The organism is Aquimarina penaris (assembly GCF_040786285.1).
Taxonomy (GTDB): domain Bacteria; phylum Bacteroidota; class Bacteroidia; order Flavobacteriales; family Flavobacteriaceae; genus Aquimarina.
In genome coordinates, this window is sequence record NZ_JBFMKQ010000001.1 from 1,229,007 (window position 1) to 1,246,640 (window position 17,634).

14 protein-coding genes are annotated in these 17,634 nt (G+C 34.7%); 9 read left to right on the forward strand and 5 right to left on the reverse strand.

All coding sequences use genetic code 11. The features are described 5' to 3' along the window. Positions 1–81: 81 nt before the first annotated feature. Positions 82–432, reverse strand: coding sequence for a T9SS type A sorting domain-containing protein (locus ABW637_RS05005; protein ID WP_367583538.1), 351 nt, complete (start codon positions 430–432; stop codon positions 82–84). 290 nt (positions 433–722) lie between these two features. Between ABW637_RS05005 and ABW637_RS05010 the strand changes: the two genes are divergently transcribed. Further along, positions 723–2,129: an MATE family efflux transporter gene (locus tag ABW637_RS05010; RefSeq protein WP_367583539.1), complete on the forward strand. Its 1,407-nt coding sequence runs from the start codon at positions 723–725 to the stop codon at positions 2,127–2,129. 216 nt (positions 2,130–2,345) lie between these two features. Here the strand turns inward: ABW637_RS05010 and ABW637_RS05015 are convergent, their stop codons facing one another. The 3 genes from ABW637_RS05015 to ABW637_RS05025 all read right to left on the reverse strand — a co-directional run bounded on the left by ABW637_RS05015 (position 2,346) and on the right by ABW637_RS05025 (position 7,248). Further along, positions 2,346–3,671, reverse strand: a complete 1,326-nt coding sequence (locus ABW637_RS05015; protein ID WP_367583540.1) for a beta-helix domain-containing protein — start codon at positions 3,669–3,671, stop codon at positions 2,346–2,348. Between the two features lie 33 nt (positions 3,672–3,704). Further along, complete coding sequence (locus tag ABW637_RS05020) at positions 3,705–6,515, reverse strand: TonB-dependent receptor (RefSeq protein WP_367583541.1); 2,811 nt, start codon at positions 6,513–6,515, stop codon at positions 3,705–3,707. A gap of 373 nt (positions 6,516–6,888) precedes the next feature. Beyond that, on the reverse strand, positions 6,889–7,248 hold the full coding sequence (locus tag ABW637_RS05025; protein WP_367583542.1) for a toxin-antitoxin system YwqK family antitoxin: 360 nt from the start codon (positions 7,246–7,248) through the stop codon (positions 6,889–6,891). 239 nt (positions 7,249–7,487) lie between these two features. Between ABW637_RS05025 and chrA the strand changes: the two genes are divergently transcribed. The 5 genes from chrA (at position 7,488) to ABW637_RS05050 (ending at position 14,699) form a co-directional block, all read left to right on the forward strand. Next, the gene (gene chrA, locus ABW637_RS05030; RefSeq protein ID WP_367583543.1) at positions 7,488–8,621 is read left to right on the forward strand and encodes a chromate efflux transporter; all 1,134 of its coding nucleotides are present in this window, start codon (positions 7,488–7,490) and stop codon (positions 8,619–8,621) included. Between the two features lie 446 nt (positions 8,622–9,067). After that, the gene (locus ABW637_RS05035) at positions 9,068–10,267 is read left to right on the forward strand and encodes a porin (protein ID WP_367583544.1); all 1,200 of its coding nucleotides are present in this window, start codon (positions 9,068–9,070) and stop codon (positions 10,265–10,267) included. 80 nt (positions 10,268–10,347) lie between these two features. Next, positions 10,348–12,735: an inorganic phosphate transporter gene (locus ABW637_RS05040; RefSeq protein ID WP_367583545.1), complete on the forward strand. Its 2,388-nt coding sequence runs from the start codon at positions 10,348–10,350 to the stop codon at positions 12,733–12,735. Positions 12,736–12,935: 200 nt separating this feature from the next. After that, positions 12,936–13,619, forward strand: coding sequence for a response regulator transcription factor (locus tag ABW637_RS05045; RefSeq protein ID WP_367583546.1), 684 nt, complete (start codon positions 12,936–12,938; stop codon positions 13,617–13,619). Next, on the forward strand, positions 13,620–14,699 hold the full coding sequence (locus ABW637_RS05050) for a sensor histidine kinase (RefSeq protein WP_367583547.1): 1,080 nt from the start codon (positions 13,620–13,622) through the stop codon (positions 14,697–14,699). It abuts the gene before it with no gap. On the opposite strand, the gene ABW637_RS05055 is transcribed toward ABW637_RS05050, so the two are convergent. Beyond that, a complete protein-coding gene (locus ABW637_RS05055) occupies positions 14,637–15,692 on the reverse strand; it encodes a glycosyltransferase (protein WP_367583548.1) in 1,056 nt (351 codons plus the stop codon). The genes ABW637_RS05050 and ABW637_RS05055 overlap by 63 nt on opposite strands. Positions 15,693–15,904: 212 nt before the next feature. Here ABW637_RS05055 and trmB point away from each other — a divergent pair, with 212 nt between their 5' ends. Genes trmB through ABW637_RS05070 form a run of 3 tightly spaced genes read left to right on the forward strand, consistent with a single transcriptional unit; the run spans position 15,905 to position 17,552 of the window. Then, entirely contained in the window at positions 15,905–16,579 is a 675-nt protein-coding gene (trmB, locus tag ABW637_RS05060; RefSeq protein WP_367583549.1) for a tRNA (guanosine(46)-N7)-methyltransferase TrmB, read from the forward strand. A 14-nt stretch (positions 16,580–16,593) separates the two neighbouring features. Beyond that, entirely contained in the window at positions 16,594–17,223 is a 630-nt protein-coding gene (locus tag ABW637_RS05065) for a LysE family translocator (protein WP_367583550.1), read from the forward strand. Beyond that, a complete protein-coding gene (locus ABW637_RS05070) occupies positions 17,214–17,552 on the forward strand; it encodes an MGMT family protein (protein WP_367583551.1) in 339 nt (112 codons plus the stop codon). The genes ABW637_RS05065 and ABW637_RS05070 overlap by 10 nt, the downstream gene beginning before the upstream one ends. Positions 17,553–17,634 lie beyond the last annotated feature (82 nt).

The window sequence follows — 17,634 nt, forward strand, 5'->3', positions numbered from 1 at the left end:
AAAGGTATAAAAAACAGTAGCTATTTTGAAAATGAAGTACTGCGAAGTGAAAAGGAAAAGGTGATCTAAGAAAAACTTATATTAATTTTTGATAATAAGTTTTTTCGTAGCTTCCTTATCGCCTTCTTTTACCTTAACAATATAAACTCCAGATTTCAGGTGGCTAATATCTAATTTTTTGCCAACTAAAACTTTAAAATGTATCCTTTTACCTAAAACCGAATAAATAGAAACTTGTTTTGTTAGCCCTAATTTAGAAGTAATATATAAAACACTTCCCTCTGACATTGGGTTAGGGAAAATACGAAGTTGTTCTATCTTTATGTCTTTAGAATCCTGTTTTTGAACTGTATTTGATTGTGCTTGGATACCCGAAGAAAAGGACAAGCAGACTAAACCAATAAATATAAACAGCAAGTAGATTTTTTTCATATATCATTATTTTGGGACGTTAAAGATACAATATTTAATTAAAACAGTATCAGAAATCGAAGTGCTTTTGTGTTAAATATTGATTTTAAGGTTGTTTCCGTAGCCAAGGTACGGTTTTTTATTCCTTAAATAGTTTTGAAATTCAAAAATAATGCCGCATATTTGTTTCATTATGAAATTATAAAGAATTATGTACATAATTGTGCACACACTTACCCCGCGATTTAGAAGCTAAGGATACCTTCTTTAGTTATCTCGTTTCTTTTATTTAATTTCATAATTTTTACATCATGACTCAAAATAAACTTACACTTACTCGTTTATTTTCTTATTTTAAAATTGCAATTTCAGGAAAAGAACAAGAATTTACATCTGGTAGTATTCGCAGAGCAATTTTTATGCTTTCTGTTCCTATGGTACTTGAAATGATGATGGAGTCGGTATTCTTTCTTGTAGATGCATATTACGTTTCTAGTTTGGGCGCTAACGCCATTGCCACTGTTGGTTTAACAGAATCTGTTCTTACTTTGGTATATGCTGTTGCCATTGGTCTTAGTATGGGGGTGACTGCAATTGTTGCTCGCAGAGTAGGCGAACAGGATATCGAGGGAGCTTCTCAAACGGCTGTACAATCTATTCTCTTGGGTATTGCAGTAGCCGCAATAATCAGTGTTATAGGGATATTATTTCCTAAAGAAATTCTAGGGCTTATGGGTGCCGAACCTGATCTAATTGCCGATGGTTATGGGTATACACAAGTGTTGTTGGGAGGTAATGTTACCATTATGCTTTTGTTTTTGATCAACGCTATTTTTCGAGGAGCAGGAGATGCTTCGGTCGCTATGCGAGTATTGATCTTTTCGAATGTATTAAACATAATCCTGGATCCCATGTTTATATTTGGATTCGGCCCAATTCCTGCCTTTGGTGTTCAGGGAGCGGCTATTGCTACAACTATAGGAAGAGGAAGTGCTGTTATTTTTCAGTTATTGATTCTTTTTTATGGCTGGAGTAAAATTAAAATCGCTTTCAGGGATATTGTTTTTCGTGCTGGGACCATGTTTAATCTTATTAAAGTTTCACTTGGAGGAATTGGCCAATTTATCATAGGTACATCAAGCTGGGTATTTTTAATGCGAATCATGGCAGAATTTGGTAGCGAAGTGTTGGCAGGATATACCATAGCGATTAGAGTATTAATGTTCACTTTAATGCCTTCTTGGGGGATGAGTAATGCTGCTGCTACATTGGTTGGTCAAAATTTGGGAGCACAAAAACCAGAACGTGCTGAGCAATCAGTCTGGAAAACAGGTAAGTACAATGCCTGGTTTATGGTTGCAGTATCAATTTTCTATTTATTTTTTGCCGAAATGATCATTAAAATTTTTAGCGATGAGGCTATGGTGATAGAATATGGAGCTCTAAGTTTAAGGGTAATTGCAGCTGGATATGTTTTTTATGCCTATGGCATGGTCATTATACAATCTTTTAATGGTGCAGGAGATACTCTAACACCAACTATTATTAATTTCTTTTGCTTTTGGATGTTTCAATTACCATTTGCTTATCTGGCGGCCTTAGTTTTTGATTGGGGTGCCATGGGTGTATTTCTGGCCATTACTTTTGCCGAAATTCTGATTGCCATAATTGGGATCATCTGGTTTAGAAAAGGAACATGGAAAGAGATGAAGGTATAACCAACAATTATATGTTCATTAAATAGAAAGGATAAAAGAAGTTTTTTCTGAGTTTCGAAAAATGAAACTGATACTAATTATTATTGTACACAAATTAGTTGGGGTTTTGTTGTAAATGACACCTCAATTTAGACATATTATTTATTGTTTTATAGTTGTTAATAATAATTAAAGGCTGCCAACTGGCAGCCTTTTTTTTGTAAGATTTTGGTTGACTTATAAACGAGTCCAACCAGATGTCCAAGTGTCTCCATCTCGTAAAGCACCCACATAATTAGCGGCTTCAAAAAATGTTCCTAAGGTAGAAGGATCAAAGTTATCTACACCATCAACGGCAATTGTAAACTCATAAGTTCCCGTTAAACCATTGATTTCAAAATCTACAGGAATTGAAGCGCCAGTGTTGTTAAAAGGAGCTTTAGAACCATCTAAAGTGAAGTTATTGAATGTTGCAAAATTTGCAAGGTCTACAGTGGCACCACCATGATCTAAGTCAAATGAATTTACATTATCGATAATCGAATTTCTAACAATTACCTCGTTATTATTCAAGTTGATTAATGTTTGATCATCATCAACTTCGATTCCTTTTCCTGGAAATGCTTTGATGATGGTGTTGTACATGGTTACTTTGGTTCCTGCTCTAAACTCGATTCCTTTGTTTTCACCATCTCCATCTTCCGCACCAATTAATGTAATGTTAGAAAGCGTTGGGTTAGAGAATGGTGCTGCATCGGGAGCAGAAGATAAGTTGTCTGCTTCGATTCCTTTATCACCTGCAGCAGAAGTTTGTTGTGCAATCCAGAACTGACCATTTCCTACCCATCCATCTGTCCAGTCAAAAGAATCATCACCAGCACCGGTTACGATAGCGTATTTTAAATCTACCGTTCCACCAAAGAATTCAATTCCATCATCATTTCCATTAAAAGCTTGGATGTATTCTAACGTGGTTCCATTACCAACACCGTATAATGAAAGTCCATTATATTCTGCATCATCATTAATTTTTCCACCAGTATATTCCAAACGTACATAACGTAATATACCAGAATTGTCCGTAGCGTCAGTTCCGCCATAGGTAAGGTTAGCTACCTCTGTAGTAGCTGTAGTGCCTCTATTGATAGGTGCTCTACCTGCCAGCAAAAGTCCTCCCCAATCACCGGGGTTTGGTGTAGATTTATTTGAAGTAAATACGATGGGTTGGGCTGATGTACCTTCTGCAATGATTTTTGCTCCTTGTTCGATAGCCAAGTAAGAGAATACCCCACCTACGTCACCGGCAATAATTCGTGTACCAGCTTCAATAGTTAGAGTTACACCGTCAACAACAGATACACCTCCTCTTAATTCGTAGACTTCATCTGGAGTTAAGTTAAGATCTTCGGTTATTTGGCCTTCAAGAATAATAGTTCCGTTAGTACTTCCTCCACCATTCGGATTTATAATAACATCTCCGATATTATCTTCTTGAACGGTACATGCGTTAAACAGTATTGCAGCACCCATGATTATTCCGGTAAATAAATTTTTAGTTTTCATCGCTATAAATAATTAATTGTGTTGTTTACTTTTTTATAATTTAAATGTTACCCCAAGACTAAAATTGATACCATTATCGAATTTATAGGTGGTAAATTCCTGATTTAGATCTTCTTGATCCTGGTATCTCTCAATTGATGGGTTTAATAAATTTTTTGCTTTGAAGCTTATTTCTACATGATCCCCTATTTCATCTTTAAAATTGAAGTTTAATACGCCAAATCCTCTTTCAAAGATGTCACCTACACCATTACCTCCTGCGGAGTATACTCGATCTCCAAAAATGTTGAAGTCTACAGCCGAAGTGATTTTGTGTTTTTCGAATTCTTTAGAATAGGCTAAATCTGCATTTATTAGGAAAGGAGAAGCACCTTGTAATTGTCTTTCTGTATTGGTAGGAGCAATATTAGACCCGTTAAACGTAGTAATTGTAGGGTCAATTTCTACTTGTGTATGCATCAAAGTAGCATTCACACCAAAATTAAGATTATTCCAAACGGTTTCTTCTAGTTTGAAAAGATTACCAAGATTTTTTCTAAATTCTAATTCGACTCCAAAAATTATGGCATTATCAGAATTAACGAAAGTATTTACGTTGGATGCCGATGCAACAAATACTTTTTCTATAGGCTTATCTATATATTTACCAAACAAAGTCGCCGCAAGTAGCTCGCCAGCTTGCTCTGGGAAATATTCCCATTTAAGATCTACATTATAGTTGTCAGAGTTTTTAAGGATTGGATTACCCAATGTTGATTCAGTCACATCTTCATCTAGGAAAGGAGCAACTTCGGTAAACTTGGGTAATGTAACTGTTTTACTTGCTGCAAAACGAAGGTTTGATTTTGGGTTTACTACATACTTCAAACTAATACTAGGCAGAATGAATGTTTCTTCAATCTTTTGTGTTCGAAAAGGAGAAGTTTCCAAATCCTGCTGCTCTCTATAAAATACATTTTGCTCAAACAGCTCTGTACGAATACCTCCGTTAAAGGTTAATTTATTGGATAAAGCATATTGTAAATTTGCATACCCTGCAAGGGTTAATAAATCCGCTTCATAGATTCTGGTGGTATTCAGGTTTTCTAAAACAACATATTCACCGCTTAGGAAATTGGCTTCATTTAATAAAGCATCTGGGTCGTTAAAATCAACATTAGTATTTCTAAAATTGTTTAAATTATAGTTTAACTGGTTAGATTCGAAATCTCGATCCTTTGATCTAGCGGCCAAACCAACGGTAAGTTTGTTTTTGAAGATATCGTCCTCATCTTTACCAAAATTAATGTCGAAATCTAACTTTCCTGAATAATCGTTTTCATTTAATTCCTGATAGAAACGTTGGTTGTTTGCCAGATCAGGACTTGTACGGTTTCCTAAAACTAAGTTTCCGTTTTGTAATTCGGTAAATACTAATTGACGTCTATCTGGGATTAAACCTTGAGCTTTGTTATAGGCTACTCCCCAATCAAGTTGGTAAGTGCCTTCTTTAAATTTATGTTCACCAATAAGTTGCTGAGTAAAAAGATTGTTTTGCTCGTAAGTACCTCTTCTTAATCGAATACCTACATCAGTATCTTCACTACTTACCCCATCGGTAAATTCTCTGAGTTCATCCTGAGTATCGTTTACAAATAATGAGGTCGCAAGGATTTTGTTCTTACTATTCCAACGATATCCTATACTTCCTAATAAGGTAGTATTCGTATTATATTGGTAACGATCTACTTTTTTAAAGTTTCCTAAGCCTGTAATACTTTCTCCCTGAGAGTTGAAAGCAGCTTGATTACCATCCAGAGCGGTTCTGTGATTTTGGCTAAAAGATCCTGTAAACAATACATCTAGTTTTTTCTCGTCGGCTATTACAAAAGTTTTTCCTCCTGTAATACTTGCACCTCCATCAGGAGCGTTAAATCTTTTTTCAGGATTAAAAGAAGTATCAAATGGGTAATGATCAATATCGGTACTTACATAGTTATAATTGGGGATATCTAAGAAGATTGGCACTCTTCTGGATCCATCATCCAGTCCCCAGTCATCATACCTTCCTCCATTTAATAAGAAGAAATCATTGCCAACTGCGTTGGAGTTTACACCAGAATTAAAACCAAGCTCTAGAAATCCTTTCCCTGGGCGGTCTTTGGTATCAATGTTTACACTTGCTCCTGCAAAATCTCCATAAATATCTGGGGAATACGTTTTAAAAATCCCAAGATTCTCTACAATATCGGTTGGAAAAATCCCAAGATCAATAAGCTTTAATTTAGGATTTAATGAGGGGATTGGTAAGCCATTTAAATATGCATTATTATAACGATCTCCTAAACCACGAACATATAATTTGTCGCTTTGTCTAGAAATACCAGTTGCTTTAGTAAGCCCTGTTGCAACATCACTTACTCCTTTTTTTGCAAGTTCTTGTGCGCCGATCTTTTGTTGAATAGTCACTGCATTTTTTTGTTCTAATAAAATAGCAGCTTCAGATTCTTTTTTTGTAGTGGTTTTAATAACTACTTCATCTAATGCAGCAGCGCTAGCACCAATAGAAGAATTAACTGTTGTTGCTTGATTAGGGGTAACAACTACATCTTTAACGTCAATAGTTTCGTATCCTACAAAGCTAAACTCTATTGTATATGTACCTGGCTCTACATTGTCTAGAGTGTATAATCCATCAAAATCTGTAGTGGTTCCCTTGGTAGTGCCTTTAATGATTACATTAGCAAAAGGTAAAGGTTGATCTCCAGCTTCTTTGTCAAGCAAAGTACCTGTTATTGATCCGGTTTCTTGTGCGCTAAGTATCCCAACAACAAATAACGCAACTAGTATAACAATTTTTCTCATTTAGTTTGTTCTCAAATTCCGAGGCAAAGAACGAAGAGAAGTGTTAAATGAGTGTTATTCAAAAATTAAGTATTGATGATTATAATGTTAGCTAAATGTTATCCGTATTTGTCTCATGCTAGTATAATTAATAACGTATTTTTATTTAAGGAGAAGCCTTAAAATGCTGAAAATGAATAGAGATGTGTTTTGCTGTGTTTATCAAAGTTGAAGAATCGAATGTTAAGAAAATGTTTCTGAAGTGGTAGTGTAAAAGGAATATTAAGACTTTTTAATTTGCAAAAATCGAATTACAGAAAAGAAGGGCGCTTTTTAAAAACAAAAAACACCTCAAAATGTTGAGGTGTTCCCGTTTATATGTGTTGATTATAATCTAATTCTCGTAATTAACTACGACATTGTCTTTATTAGACCATGTAGTTACATCTGCAATTTGATTATCTGAATAATTCACTTCAGATAATTTATCTGCAGCCCAAAAAAACCATTTTCCAGTTTTTACTCCATTGTTGTATCGACCCATGGCAATTTTCTTTCCTGTTACGTCATAGGATTTCCATACACCGTGAAGCTTACCTTCTTTGTTATAGAATCCCTGTTGGCGAACTTCTCCATTTTCATGAAAGAAAGTTCCTTTTATTGCGTCTCCTTGTTTTTCGAAAGTAGGTTTTACATCCTGTGCCATTAAAGTCGCCGAAAATAAAATGGCCATTGCTAATAGTATCTTTTTCATGTTTTCTAAATGTTTAATGTTATTTGAGGATGTCGACTTATAGTATAAAAATACTATTTATTTTACATTCAAACAACGTTTACGTAACATTAAATTAACATTAAAAACACATTACCTTGATTATCAATTTATTAAGCAGATTTTGATTTGTTCGTTTGTTTACTCTTTCGAGATGTATGTGTTCCTATTATATTTATATTTTTGATCAACTTAATTCTAATAAGAAAGGTAATACTTGAATGAATAAGAATAATAAACTAATAGAGGTTGCAACTGTTTTCTTTAGACTTGGTTGTATTGCTTTTGGTGGGCCTGCTGCTCATATTGCTATGATGGAAGATGAGATCGTTCAGAAAAGAAAATGGATGAATAGACAACATTTTTTGGACCTTATCGGAGCAACAAACTTAATCCCAGGGCCTAACTCGACAGAGATGGTTATGCATTGTGGTCATGAGCGAGCTGGAGTTCCTGGTTTATTTGTTGCAGGGGTATGTTTTGTTTTTCCCGCAGTAGTTATTACTGGGATATTGGCATGGTTTTATACCTCGTATGGCCAATTACCAGAAGTTACTCCTTTTATTTTTGGTATCAAACCAGCTGTATTAGCAATCATTGCTTCAGCAATTATGAAATTAGGAAAGAAAGCTTTAAAAAGCTGGGAGATTGGTGTTATTGGGGTTCTAGTTTTGATTACTAGTCTTTTGGGTATAAACGAAATTACCGCATTATTAAGTGGTGGTCTTTTGGGAACAGTATATTTCTATTCTAAATCTAGATTAATCACTACTACTCCTAAATCTATTGCACCTTTTTTTCTATTCAATATTTCGACAGCCACCCTGATGAAACTATCGTCACTTAAAGTGTTTTGGACCTTTATAAAAGTAGGTGCTATTTTATATGGTAGTGGTTATGTATTGTTTGCTTATCTTGATGCAGAGCTGGTGACTAAGGGTTGGTTAACAAGACCAGAATTGATAGATGCAATTGCAGTGGGCCAATTCACACCTGGGCCTGTTTTGTCTACCGCCACCTTCATAGGTTATCAATTAGCTGGTTTTTGGGGGGCAGTGGCTGCTACTATAGGAATTTTTCTTCCCTCTTTTCTTTTTGTCCTACTTCTTAATCCTTTGGTGCCTAAAATGAGAACATCTAAAGTGCTAAGCTACTTTTTGGATTCTGTAAATATTGCTGCAGTAGGGATAATGTTATCAGTACTATATGTGATGTCTTTAGATACATTAACCGATTGGAAATCTATAATGATTGCTTTGTTAAGCGTGGTCATAATATTCGGTATAAAAAAGGTAAATGCTATGTGGGTTGTACTTGGAGGATCAATCCTGGGGTATTTGTTAGCTCTTATATAGAACTATTTTTAACGATTGCTTAAAGTTCTCATAACATAAAAACTCGTCAAAAGAAATATTTTTGACGAGTCGTATGACAAATAGTAATTTCAAAAAATCGTATTAGTTTTTGTCGACTTAGATTTTTGAAATACTGGGCTGACCAATTTTGGTCAGCCTTTTTTGCTTTTATACCAAATCGATTTCTAAATTGCCTAATAAAGACAAAGTTATTTTTTATGTTTTACAACGCTAGGAATACTTTGCATAGCCTTAGCTATGGAAAGTATGACTAAGGCAGTAAAATGAAAAAAGAACGAATCGATTTTGGTAATTTAGAAATCGATTTGGTATTGCATAAATAGTTAAAAAAAAGGTCGTTTTAAAATAATTATTAAAAAACATTAAGATAACATTAACTTAACATAGGTATTGGTTCTTTGCAGCGACAAAAACTAGTATCGGTTATGAAATTAAAGATTACACTTACGGCGTTAGTCTTATTTACGCTTTGCTTTGTAAATGCTCAGGAAACTACTGAGACCAAATTTGGAAAAGGAATTCTAAACGTTGTTGCTAAAGACAGCTCATGGAGCATGAAATTTGCAACGAGAATGCAATTCCTTTCTACAACGGGTTGGGACATCAATGATGGTGATTACAGCCGACCTGAATCTAATTTTCTGGTAAGAAGAGCACGTTTAAAATTTGATGGTTTTGCTTATAGTCCAAAACTTAAATATAAAATTGAACTGGGATTATCTAATAGAGATATTTCAGGAGCTTCAGAATTTACAAATAATGCACCTCGTTATATCCTTGACGCGGTTATCAAATGGAATTTCTATAAAAATTTCACCCTTTGGGCTGGTCAAACAAAATTACCAGGTAACGTAGAGCGTGTAGTTTCTTCAGCAAACTTACAATTAGTGGATCGATCAAGATTAAACAGTAGATTTAATATTGATCGTGATCTTGGTGTGCAATTAAGACACCATTTTAAACTAACAGATAAATTTCTGGTTAGAGAAGTACTAGCGGTTTCACAAGGTGAAGGTAGAAATATTACTACCGGAAACTTAGGTGGTCATGAGTATACAGGAAGAATAGAGTTATTACCTTTTGGAAAATTTAAGAGTAAAGGAGATTACAAAGGAGGAGATCTAAAGAGAGAGCAAACCCCTAAATTAATGTTGGCGGCTACTTATGATTTTAATGCAGATGCAGTTAAGGATAGAAGTAACCAGGGATCATACATGGAAACCAGTACAGGTTTTTATGAAACTAATATCTCTACAATATTTGTTGATGCTGTATTCAAATACAAAGGTTTTTCATTTATGGGAGAATTTGCCGATAGAGATGCAGAAGAAGCAATCGCAGTAGAAGAAGATGGTACACCAACAGGTGATATTGTTCAGGTAGGTAATGCTATAAATCTACAGGCTGGATATTTGTTTAAAACCAACTGGGAAGTAGCAGGACGTTATACTAACCTTAATTTTGACGAGGTTGTAGGAAGAAGTCTTGAAGAACAATATACTCTAGGGGTTTCAAAATATATTGCTGGGCATAATTTAAAAGTTCAGTCAGATATAAGCTATACTACACAAGATGGTGATGGTAGCGGGTTAGCATATAGGTTACAATTTGATATACATTTCTAAACATTAGATAAATACATAACAGTTTGATAACATTAAGCTGGGAATTGATTATAATATTTGCACTTTAAACAAAAAATGTAATGGATAATATTTATTTATTAATGGTTGTTGCACTTGCAGTACTTGCAATTGCAGACCTTGTAGTCGGAGTTAGTAATGATGCAGTTAACTTCTTGAATTCTGCTATCGGTTCTAAAGCAGTGTCTTTTAGGACTATTATGATTGTTGCCAGTGTTGGTATTGCAGCTGGAGCCATTTTTTCTAGTGGATTGATGGAAGTAGCACGAAAAGGTATATTTAACCCTGGAGAATTCTATTTTGATGAGATCATGATCATCTTTATGGCGGTGATGATCACTGATATATTACTCCTCGACTTTTTTAATACGTTAGGTATGCCAACTTCAACAACGGTATCCATTGTATTTAACCTTTTGGGAGCGGCAGTATGTATAGCCCTGATCAAAATTGGAGCAGATCAAGGATTGTCTTTTACTGACTTAGGGAATTATATCAATACCAAAAAAGCAGGAGAAATTATTAGTGGAATATTGCTATCTGTAGTTATTGCCTTTTCTGTAGGAGCCATAGTACAATTTGTTACTCGTCTGTTATTGTCCTATAATTTTGAAAAGAAAGCCAAGTGGGTAGGTGCTTTGTTCGGAGGTATAGCATTAACCGCTTTACTATACTTTATTTTCATGAAGGGAATCAAAGGAACCAATTATGCAAAAGCTGTAGTTGATGTTGTATATAGTGGAGGTGCAGAAGGATTGTTGAATTGGGCAAATGAATATTTGGGGACTGCATATGAAAGTGTTAAAGAACTAGCAAAAGCACAAAAAGATTTTTATAAAATAGATGCTAATGCCGGTACAATGAAATTGACATTGAGAGGATTTCTTGAAACAAATGTACTACAGATTGTAGCAGTAGGTTTCGTAGTATGGTCAGCATTATCATATGTGTTGGTGAACTTCCTTAAAGTCAATATATATAAGCTGATCATTATTGTAGGTACTTTTGGATTAGCATTGGCCTTTTCAGGTAATGATTTGGTAAACTTTATTGGTGTTCCTATTGCTGGATGGCAATCATATGAAGCTTGGGCAGTTTCTGGTGTTCCGGCCGCAGAGTTTTCGATGGATGTTCTGGCTAAAAAAAGCGAAACACCAGTATTGTTATTGTTCCTCGCAGGAGGAATTATGGTATTGACATTATGGCTTTCAAAAAAAGCACGATATGTTGCCGATACAGAAATTAACCTTTCCAGAGAAGGAGAAGCTAAAGAACGTTTTAAACCTAATTTCTTATCAAGAGGGGTTGTAAGAGGTACAGTGTTGATATCTCAGGGACTTGCTGCGATTACTCCAAAGCCTGCAATGGAATTTATAGAAAAACAATTTACCAAGCCAGTTATAGATTTACCAAAGGATAAGACATATCAGATGCCAGCTTTTGATATGGTACGAGCGGCAGTGAATCTTGTAGTTGCAGGAATTTTGATTTCTATAGCAACTTCTATGAAATTACCACTTTCTACAACCTATGTGACCTTTATGGTGGCAATGGGTACCTCGTTGGCAGATAGAGCATGGGGAACAGAAAGTGCTGTATATCGTGTAGCTGGAGTGTTAAATGTGATTGCTGGATGGTTTATGACCGCAATCAGTGCATTTATCGCCGCTGCTGCTGTAGCATTTTTGATTAATCTTGGTGGACCTGCAATGGTTGCAGTATTATTACTTGTAGCTATATTACTTTTAGCAAGAAATACTATAAACTACAGAAAAAGAGTAAAGGCAGATAAAGCAGAAGATAGTCTTAAAAGTTCTGAGAGCAGTTCTATTCAAGGCGTTATTGAAGAAAGTGCAGATAATATCAAATCTTTCGTAAATAGAGGAAACAAAATTTATGCAAACGCCGTAGATAGTTTAGTAAAATACGATTTGCCTGCCTTAAAGAAAGGTAAAAAGGGTATTGCCAAATTAGATGCCGAAGTTGAAGATCTTAGAGATAATATCTTCTATTTCATTAAAAATTTAGATGAATCTAGTGTAGGAGCAAGTAATTTTTATATCAATATTTTAGGATACCTACAGGACATGTCACAATCACTCGAGTACATTACAAAGGCAAGTCATAAACACGTAAATAATAATCATAAAAAACTTCGATTTAACCAGATCAAAGATCTAAAAGAAATTGAAGAGCAATTGAATGAGTTGTTTGGAAAAATTAAGAAAGCTTTTAGCGATAGAGAATTTGACCGTATTGATGCAATTATCGATGAAAAACAAGAATTATTCAATAGAGTAAATCAGAAAATTGACAAACAAGTTGCAAGAACTAGAACAGAAGAAAGCAGCCCTAAAAATACTACCTTATATTTTGGGTTGCTGTTAGAGACCAAAGATCTGATTACCGCAACTATGAACTTGTTAACCACATATAGAGATAATCAATAAAGATCTCAATAGTGCATAATTATTGAAGGCCAGATAGGAAACTATTTGGCCTTTTTTTGATTTTGAAAAATAGAGTCTACGTTAAGAGAACGTTATCCTTATAAGATTTTTATGTTAGTTTATTGTTTCCTAGCTTTATAGTTGCGAAAACTTTCATAGTAACATAGTATATTTACACAAGTGATATAATTCAAAAGAAAATGAACAAAAAAGATATTACTATATTATTGGTAGACGATGAACCGGATATTCTAGAAATAGTAGGCTATAATCTTACTGCAGAAGGATATCATGTTCTTACGGCAGAAAACGGGGTCGAAGCAGTAAAAATTGCTAAAAAGAAAAAACCACATTTGATCATTCTGGATGTGATGATGCCAGAGATGGATGGTATTGAAGCTTGCGAACAAATTCGTAAACTACCTGATTTACAAAATACCATCATTACGTTTCTTACTGCAAGGGGAGAAGATTATTCTCAGGTAGCAGGATTTGATGCAGGAGCAGATGATTATATTACTAAACCAATTCGCCCAAAAGTCTTGGTAAGCAAAGTAAAGGCCTTGCTCCGCAGATTAAAAGAAGAGGATTCTTCGGATAACGTGGTAAAGATTGGAAGCTTGGTGATTAATCGAGATGAATATAAGATCGTAAAAGACAAAAAAGAGATCGTATTACCTAGAAAAGAGTTCGAATTATTATCTTTATTGGCCTCCAAGCCAGGAAAGGTGTTTAAGCGAGAAGATATTCTTGATAAGGTTTGGGGTAACGAGGTTATTGTAGGTGGTCGTACTATCGATGTTCATATCAGAAAATTAAGAGAAAAGATAGGTGACAATAGCTTTAAAACGATCAAAGGAGTAGGATATAAGTTTGTGGTATAAATGGCAGAAAACTTTAAGAAGTCGTATAGGTTTGCATACCTGTCGTCTCTATACATAACCATAGTATTAACGCTCGCATTGAGCGTTTTTTTATATGCTCAATCAATACTCAACCCAGTATTCATAATTGGTTTTGTGTTGGTGTGCTATACAATTTGTTTTTTCATCATTCAGTATAGAGTAGAGCGGTTTATTTATCGCAGAGTACGTAAAATCTATGATGATATCGAAATGTTGGATGTAAATACCGTCGAAGATACACCTGTAACCACAGATATGAGAACTCTGATCAAAGAAGTTGAGAAATTCGCGCAACAACGAAAAACAGAGATAGAAACCTTAAAAATCAGAGAAGATTATCGTAAAGAGTTTATGGGTAATGTGTCTCATGAGCTAAAAACCCCTCTATTTACCGTGCAAGGGTATATTCTTACCCTTTTGGATGGCGCAATGAACGACCCGGTAATTTTGGACAAATACCTTAATCGTGCCAATAAAGGGGTAGAGCGATTGATTTATATTGTAAATGATCTTGATATGATCACCAAATTAGAGGTCGGTGACCTTAACCTTAACTATACGAATTTTGACATTGTAGAATTGGTGCAAAGTGTATTTGATCTTTTTGAAATGAAAGCAGCTAAGAAAAATATTGCACTTACGTTTGATATGAATTATGCAGAACCCATACTAGTGCATGCCGATAAAGAACGCATACAACAAGTGCTCTCGAATCTGATTGTAAACTCTATTAAATACGGAAAAGAAGACGGTACTACAGAGGTAAGTATCGAAGATCTAATTCGTAATAAAACAATCGTTAGAGTAACCGATAACGGAGAAGGTATTGCGCAAGCTCATATTCCAAGATTATTCGAACGTTTTTATCGCGTAGACAAAAGCGGATCTCGTAAAGAAGGAGGCTCAGGTCTTGGGTTAGCAATTGTGAAACATATCATCGAAGCGCATCATGAACGTATATATGTTGAAAGTGATTATCGTGTTGGGAGTGAATTTTCATTTACGCTGGAAAAAGTGAAAAAGTTTCCCGTAGTCGACATCAGTACTAAAACTACTTAATCCTCGATATGCATTTAAGTCTCTAAGTTTTTTTAAAGTGAATTCATTTTGAGTACAGCTCGGCACTAATTTATTTGTCGTTAAGCGTTGCGCAAGATATTCCTGCTCAAATTGCCCCGGCGTAGGGATAAAAAATGCTTTTTTCTTCAACTTAGCAAGATCCATTACAGTGGTGTAACCAGATCTTGAAATAATAAGATTACTACTGTTTATAGTGTTTTCTAAATCCTTCCCCGTTAAATAATTATGGATTGTAATATTGTTCTTTACATATGTTTTGTGTGTATCCTCAATAACACCTCTTACAAACACTATTTTTTTATCACTTTGTTCAAATTCCTGAAACAATTTTTGTTCTAATAAGGTGCGTTGTGGTTCTGGTCCAGAAAGTAATACCATGATATCATATCGCTTAGGTATAATTTGATGTTCAAACCTACTCAAGGGGCCTAAATACGTAACAGGAATATTACTTTTTTTAGGGTGACCTAACTCACCACTTAGATTAGGGTCATCTGCCATATCAGGTACCCAACATACATCAAATTTCTTGATGTATTTGTTATGCAGTTTTGTGCTAAACGAAGTTGTTTTACCACTAAGAATAGTAAGTTGATGGGTAATAAAGACCGAAGGAATACTTTTGTGTCGTACGCCCATTCTATTATCCGAGATAATACCACAGTAGTCCTCCTCTTCAATAAGTTTTTTTATAGCCTTTTTTTCTGCACTAATGGCATGTGCAATCTTTGGACTGTTTAATAGCATTTTTATTTTAAAATTGCTGGCTTTTTTCGAATATTCAATGTTATAGGAAGGAAGTACTTTGGTTTGTAATTCTGGGTACTCCTTTTTTAGTAATGAAAGCGCAGCTCCATCTGAAGCAATAACAGGTGTAATCCCTTTACTTATTAACGCATTAATGATAGGTATACAACGAGTTGCGTGTCCTAATCCCCAATTAAGAGGGGCTACAAGTACTTTTCTATCCAAATGTTCTAGTTTTTAGGTTGTTAAAGTGATTAGCTATTTCATCATAATAATAAAGTTAATCCTATTTCTGTGTCCGTATATTTCCTTAATTTTACCAAAAAATTATCTTTAAGTATAGTGTTGTAATAGTCGTTTTTCTAATAAAGAAATATAGAATTCATGTAACACAATAGTAATCCTTAAGACTAGTAAATAAGAAATATCGAGAATTAGTGGGAAGTAAGAATAAGTTAAAACGATTTAACGAGAATAAAACCTTTGATAACGTAGTAGAACCTACTCGTGAGGAAGTACTTAATAATACTCATGGGTATAAAGGAAAATGGAATGATAAATTCTTCAAAAATCAAAACCCAATAGTACTCGAATTAGGTTGTGGAAAAGGAGAATATACGGTGGGTCTTGCCGAAAAATATCCAGATAAAAACTTTATAGGAATTGATATTAAAGGAGCACGTTTTTGGCGTGGTGCTAAAACCGCGATCGAGGAAAAAATGAATAATGTAGGTTTTATCAGAACGCAAATAGAGTTGGTGGATCATATTTTTGAAGCAGAAGAGGTTGATGAGATTTGGATTACATTTCCTGATCCACAAATAAAATATAAACGTACAAAGCATAGAATGACCAATACAACGTTCTTACAACGCTACAAAAAGATCCTTAAATCAGACGGAATTATACACCTCAAAACAGATAGTGAATTTATGCATGGATACACCTTAGGATTATTACATGGAGAAGGTCATGAAGTGTTATATGCCAATCATAATGTCTATCATAATGAAGGATCCCCAGAGGTGGTGACTGCAATTCAAACTTTTTATGAAAAACAATATTTAGAAAAAAATAAACCAATAACTTACATCCAGTTTAGGATCGTGTAATCGGAGTCGTTATTTTGGAAACTACCAAACTGTTTTTAGTCACTTTTTTTGCATCACTAGTAGGGGTGATCCCTCCTGGATTGGTAAATATGACAGTTGCTAGAACTTGTCTCGAAAGAGGTAAAAAAAACGGAATTCTAGTGGCGATAGGAGCTTCAATAGTTGTCTTATGTCAGGCACTTGTTGCCATTCTTTTGGCTAAATATATTTTCTTTAACCCATTTGTGAAAAATATTCTACTTCGTACGGGAGCAGTCATCTTTTTTCTCATGGCAATTTATTTTTTTACTAAAGCAAAACAAAGAGGAACAAAGATTAAAGTATATAGAAACAGAGGTACCCGAAGTTTTTTTAAGGGGATGATCATATCAGCGATTAATGTATTACCTATCCCCTATTTTGTAGCCATAGCTGCGGGGATGAGTGTTAGCGGTAAAATAGAATATGATGCCATACGAATTACTGTCTTTGCCATAGCAGCAGGAGCCGGAACATTTGTAACGCTCTATTTTTATGTGTTCTCCTTTCTGAAGATTGAAAAAAAGACGACATCGATCACCAAGTATACTAATTATTTTATGGGCATATTAATGCTGATTTTGGTAATCATTACTTTAGCAAGAATAATTTATACATGGGAGTAAAAAAAGATGACGCAAATTTCTTCGATAGAGTCTATAAAGTTGCCAGACAGATACCGCATGGCAGAGTAACCTCTTATGGGTCAATAGCCAAATATCTAGGAGCTGCTCGTAGTGCCCGCATGGTAGGCTGGGCAATGAATGCTTGTGATGGTCGCGAGGATGTACCTGCACATCGTGTGGTTAATCGTAAAGGAATTTTAACCGGGAAACACCATTTTCAAGGAACCAATTTAATGCAACAACTTCTAGAAAGTGAAGGGATAGAAGTAGTAGATAATCAAATACAAAATTTTGAAAAAGTGTTTTGGGATCCTATGCAGGAGTTATAGAAATCTTTAGATATCCCATTATTTCCTAATTTTTGAAAAATTTACAAATACTCACATATTACAAATAGCGATACTGTTATAA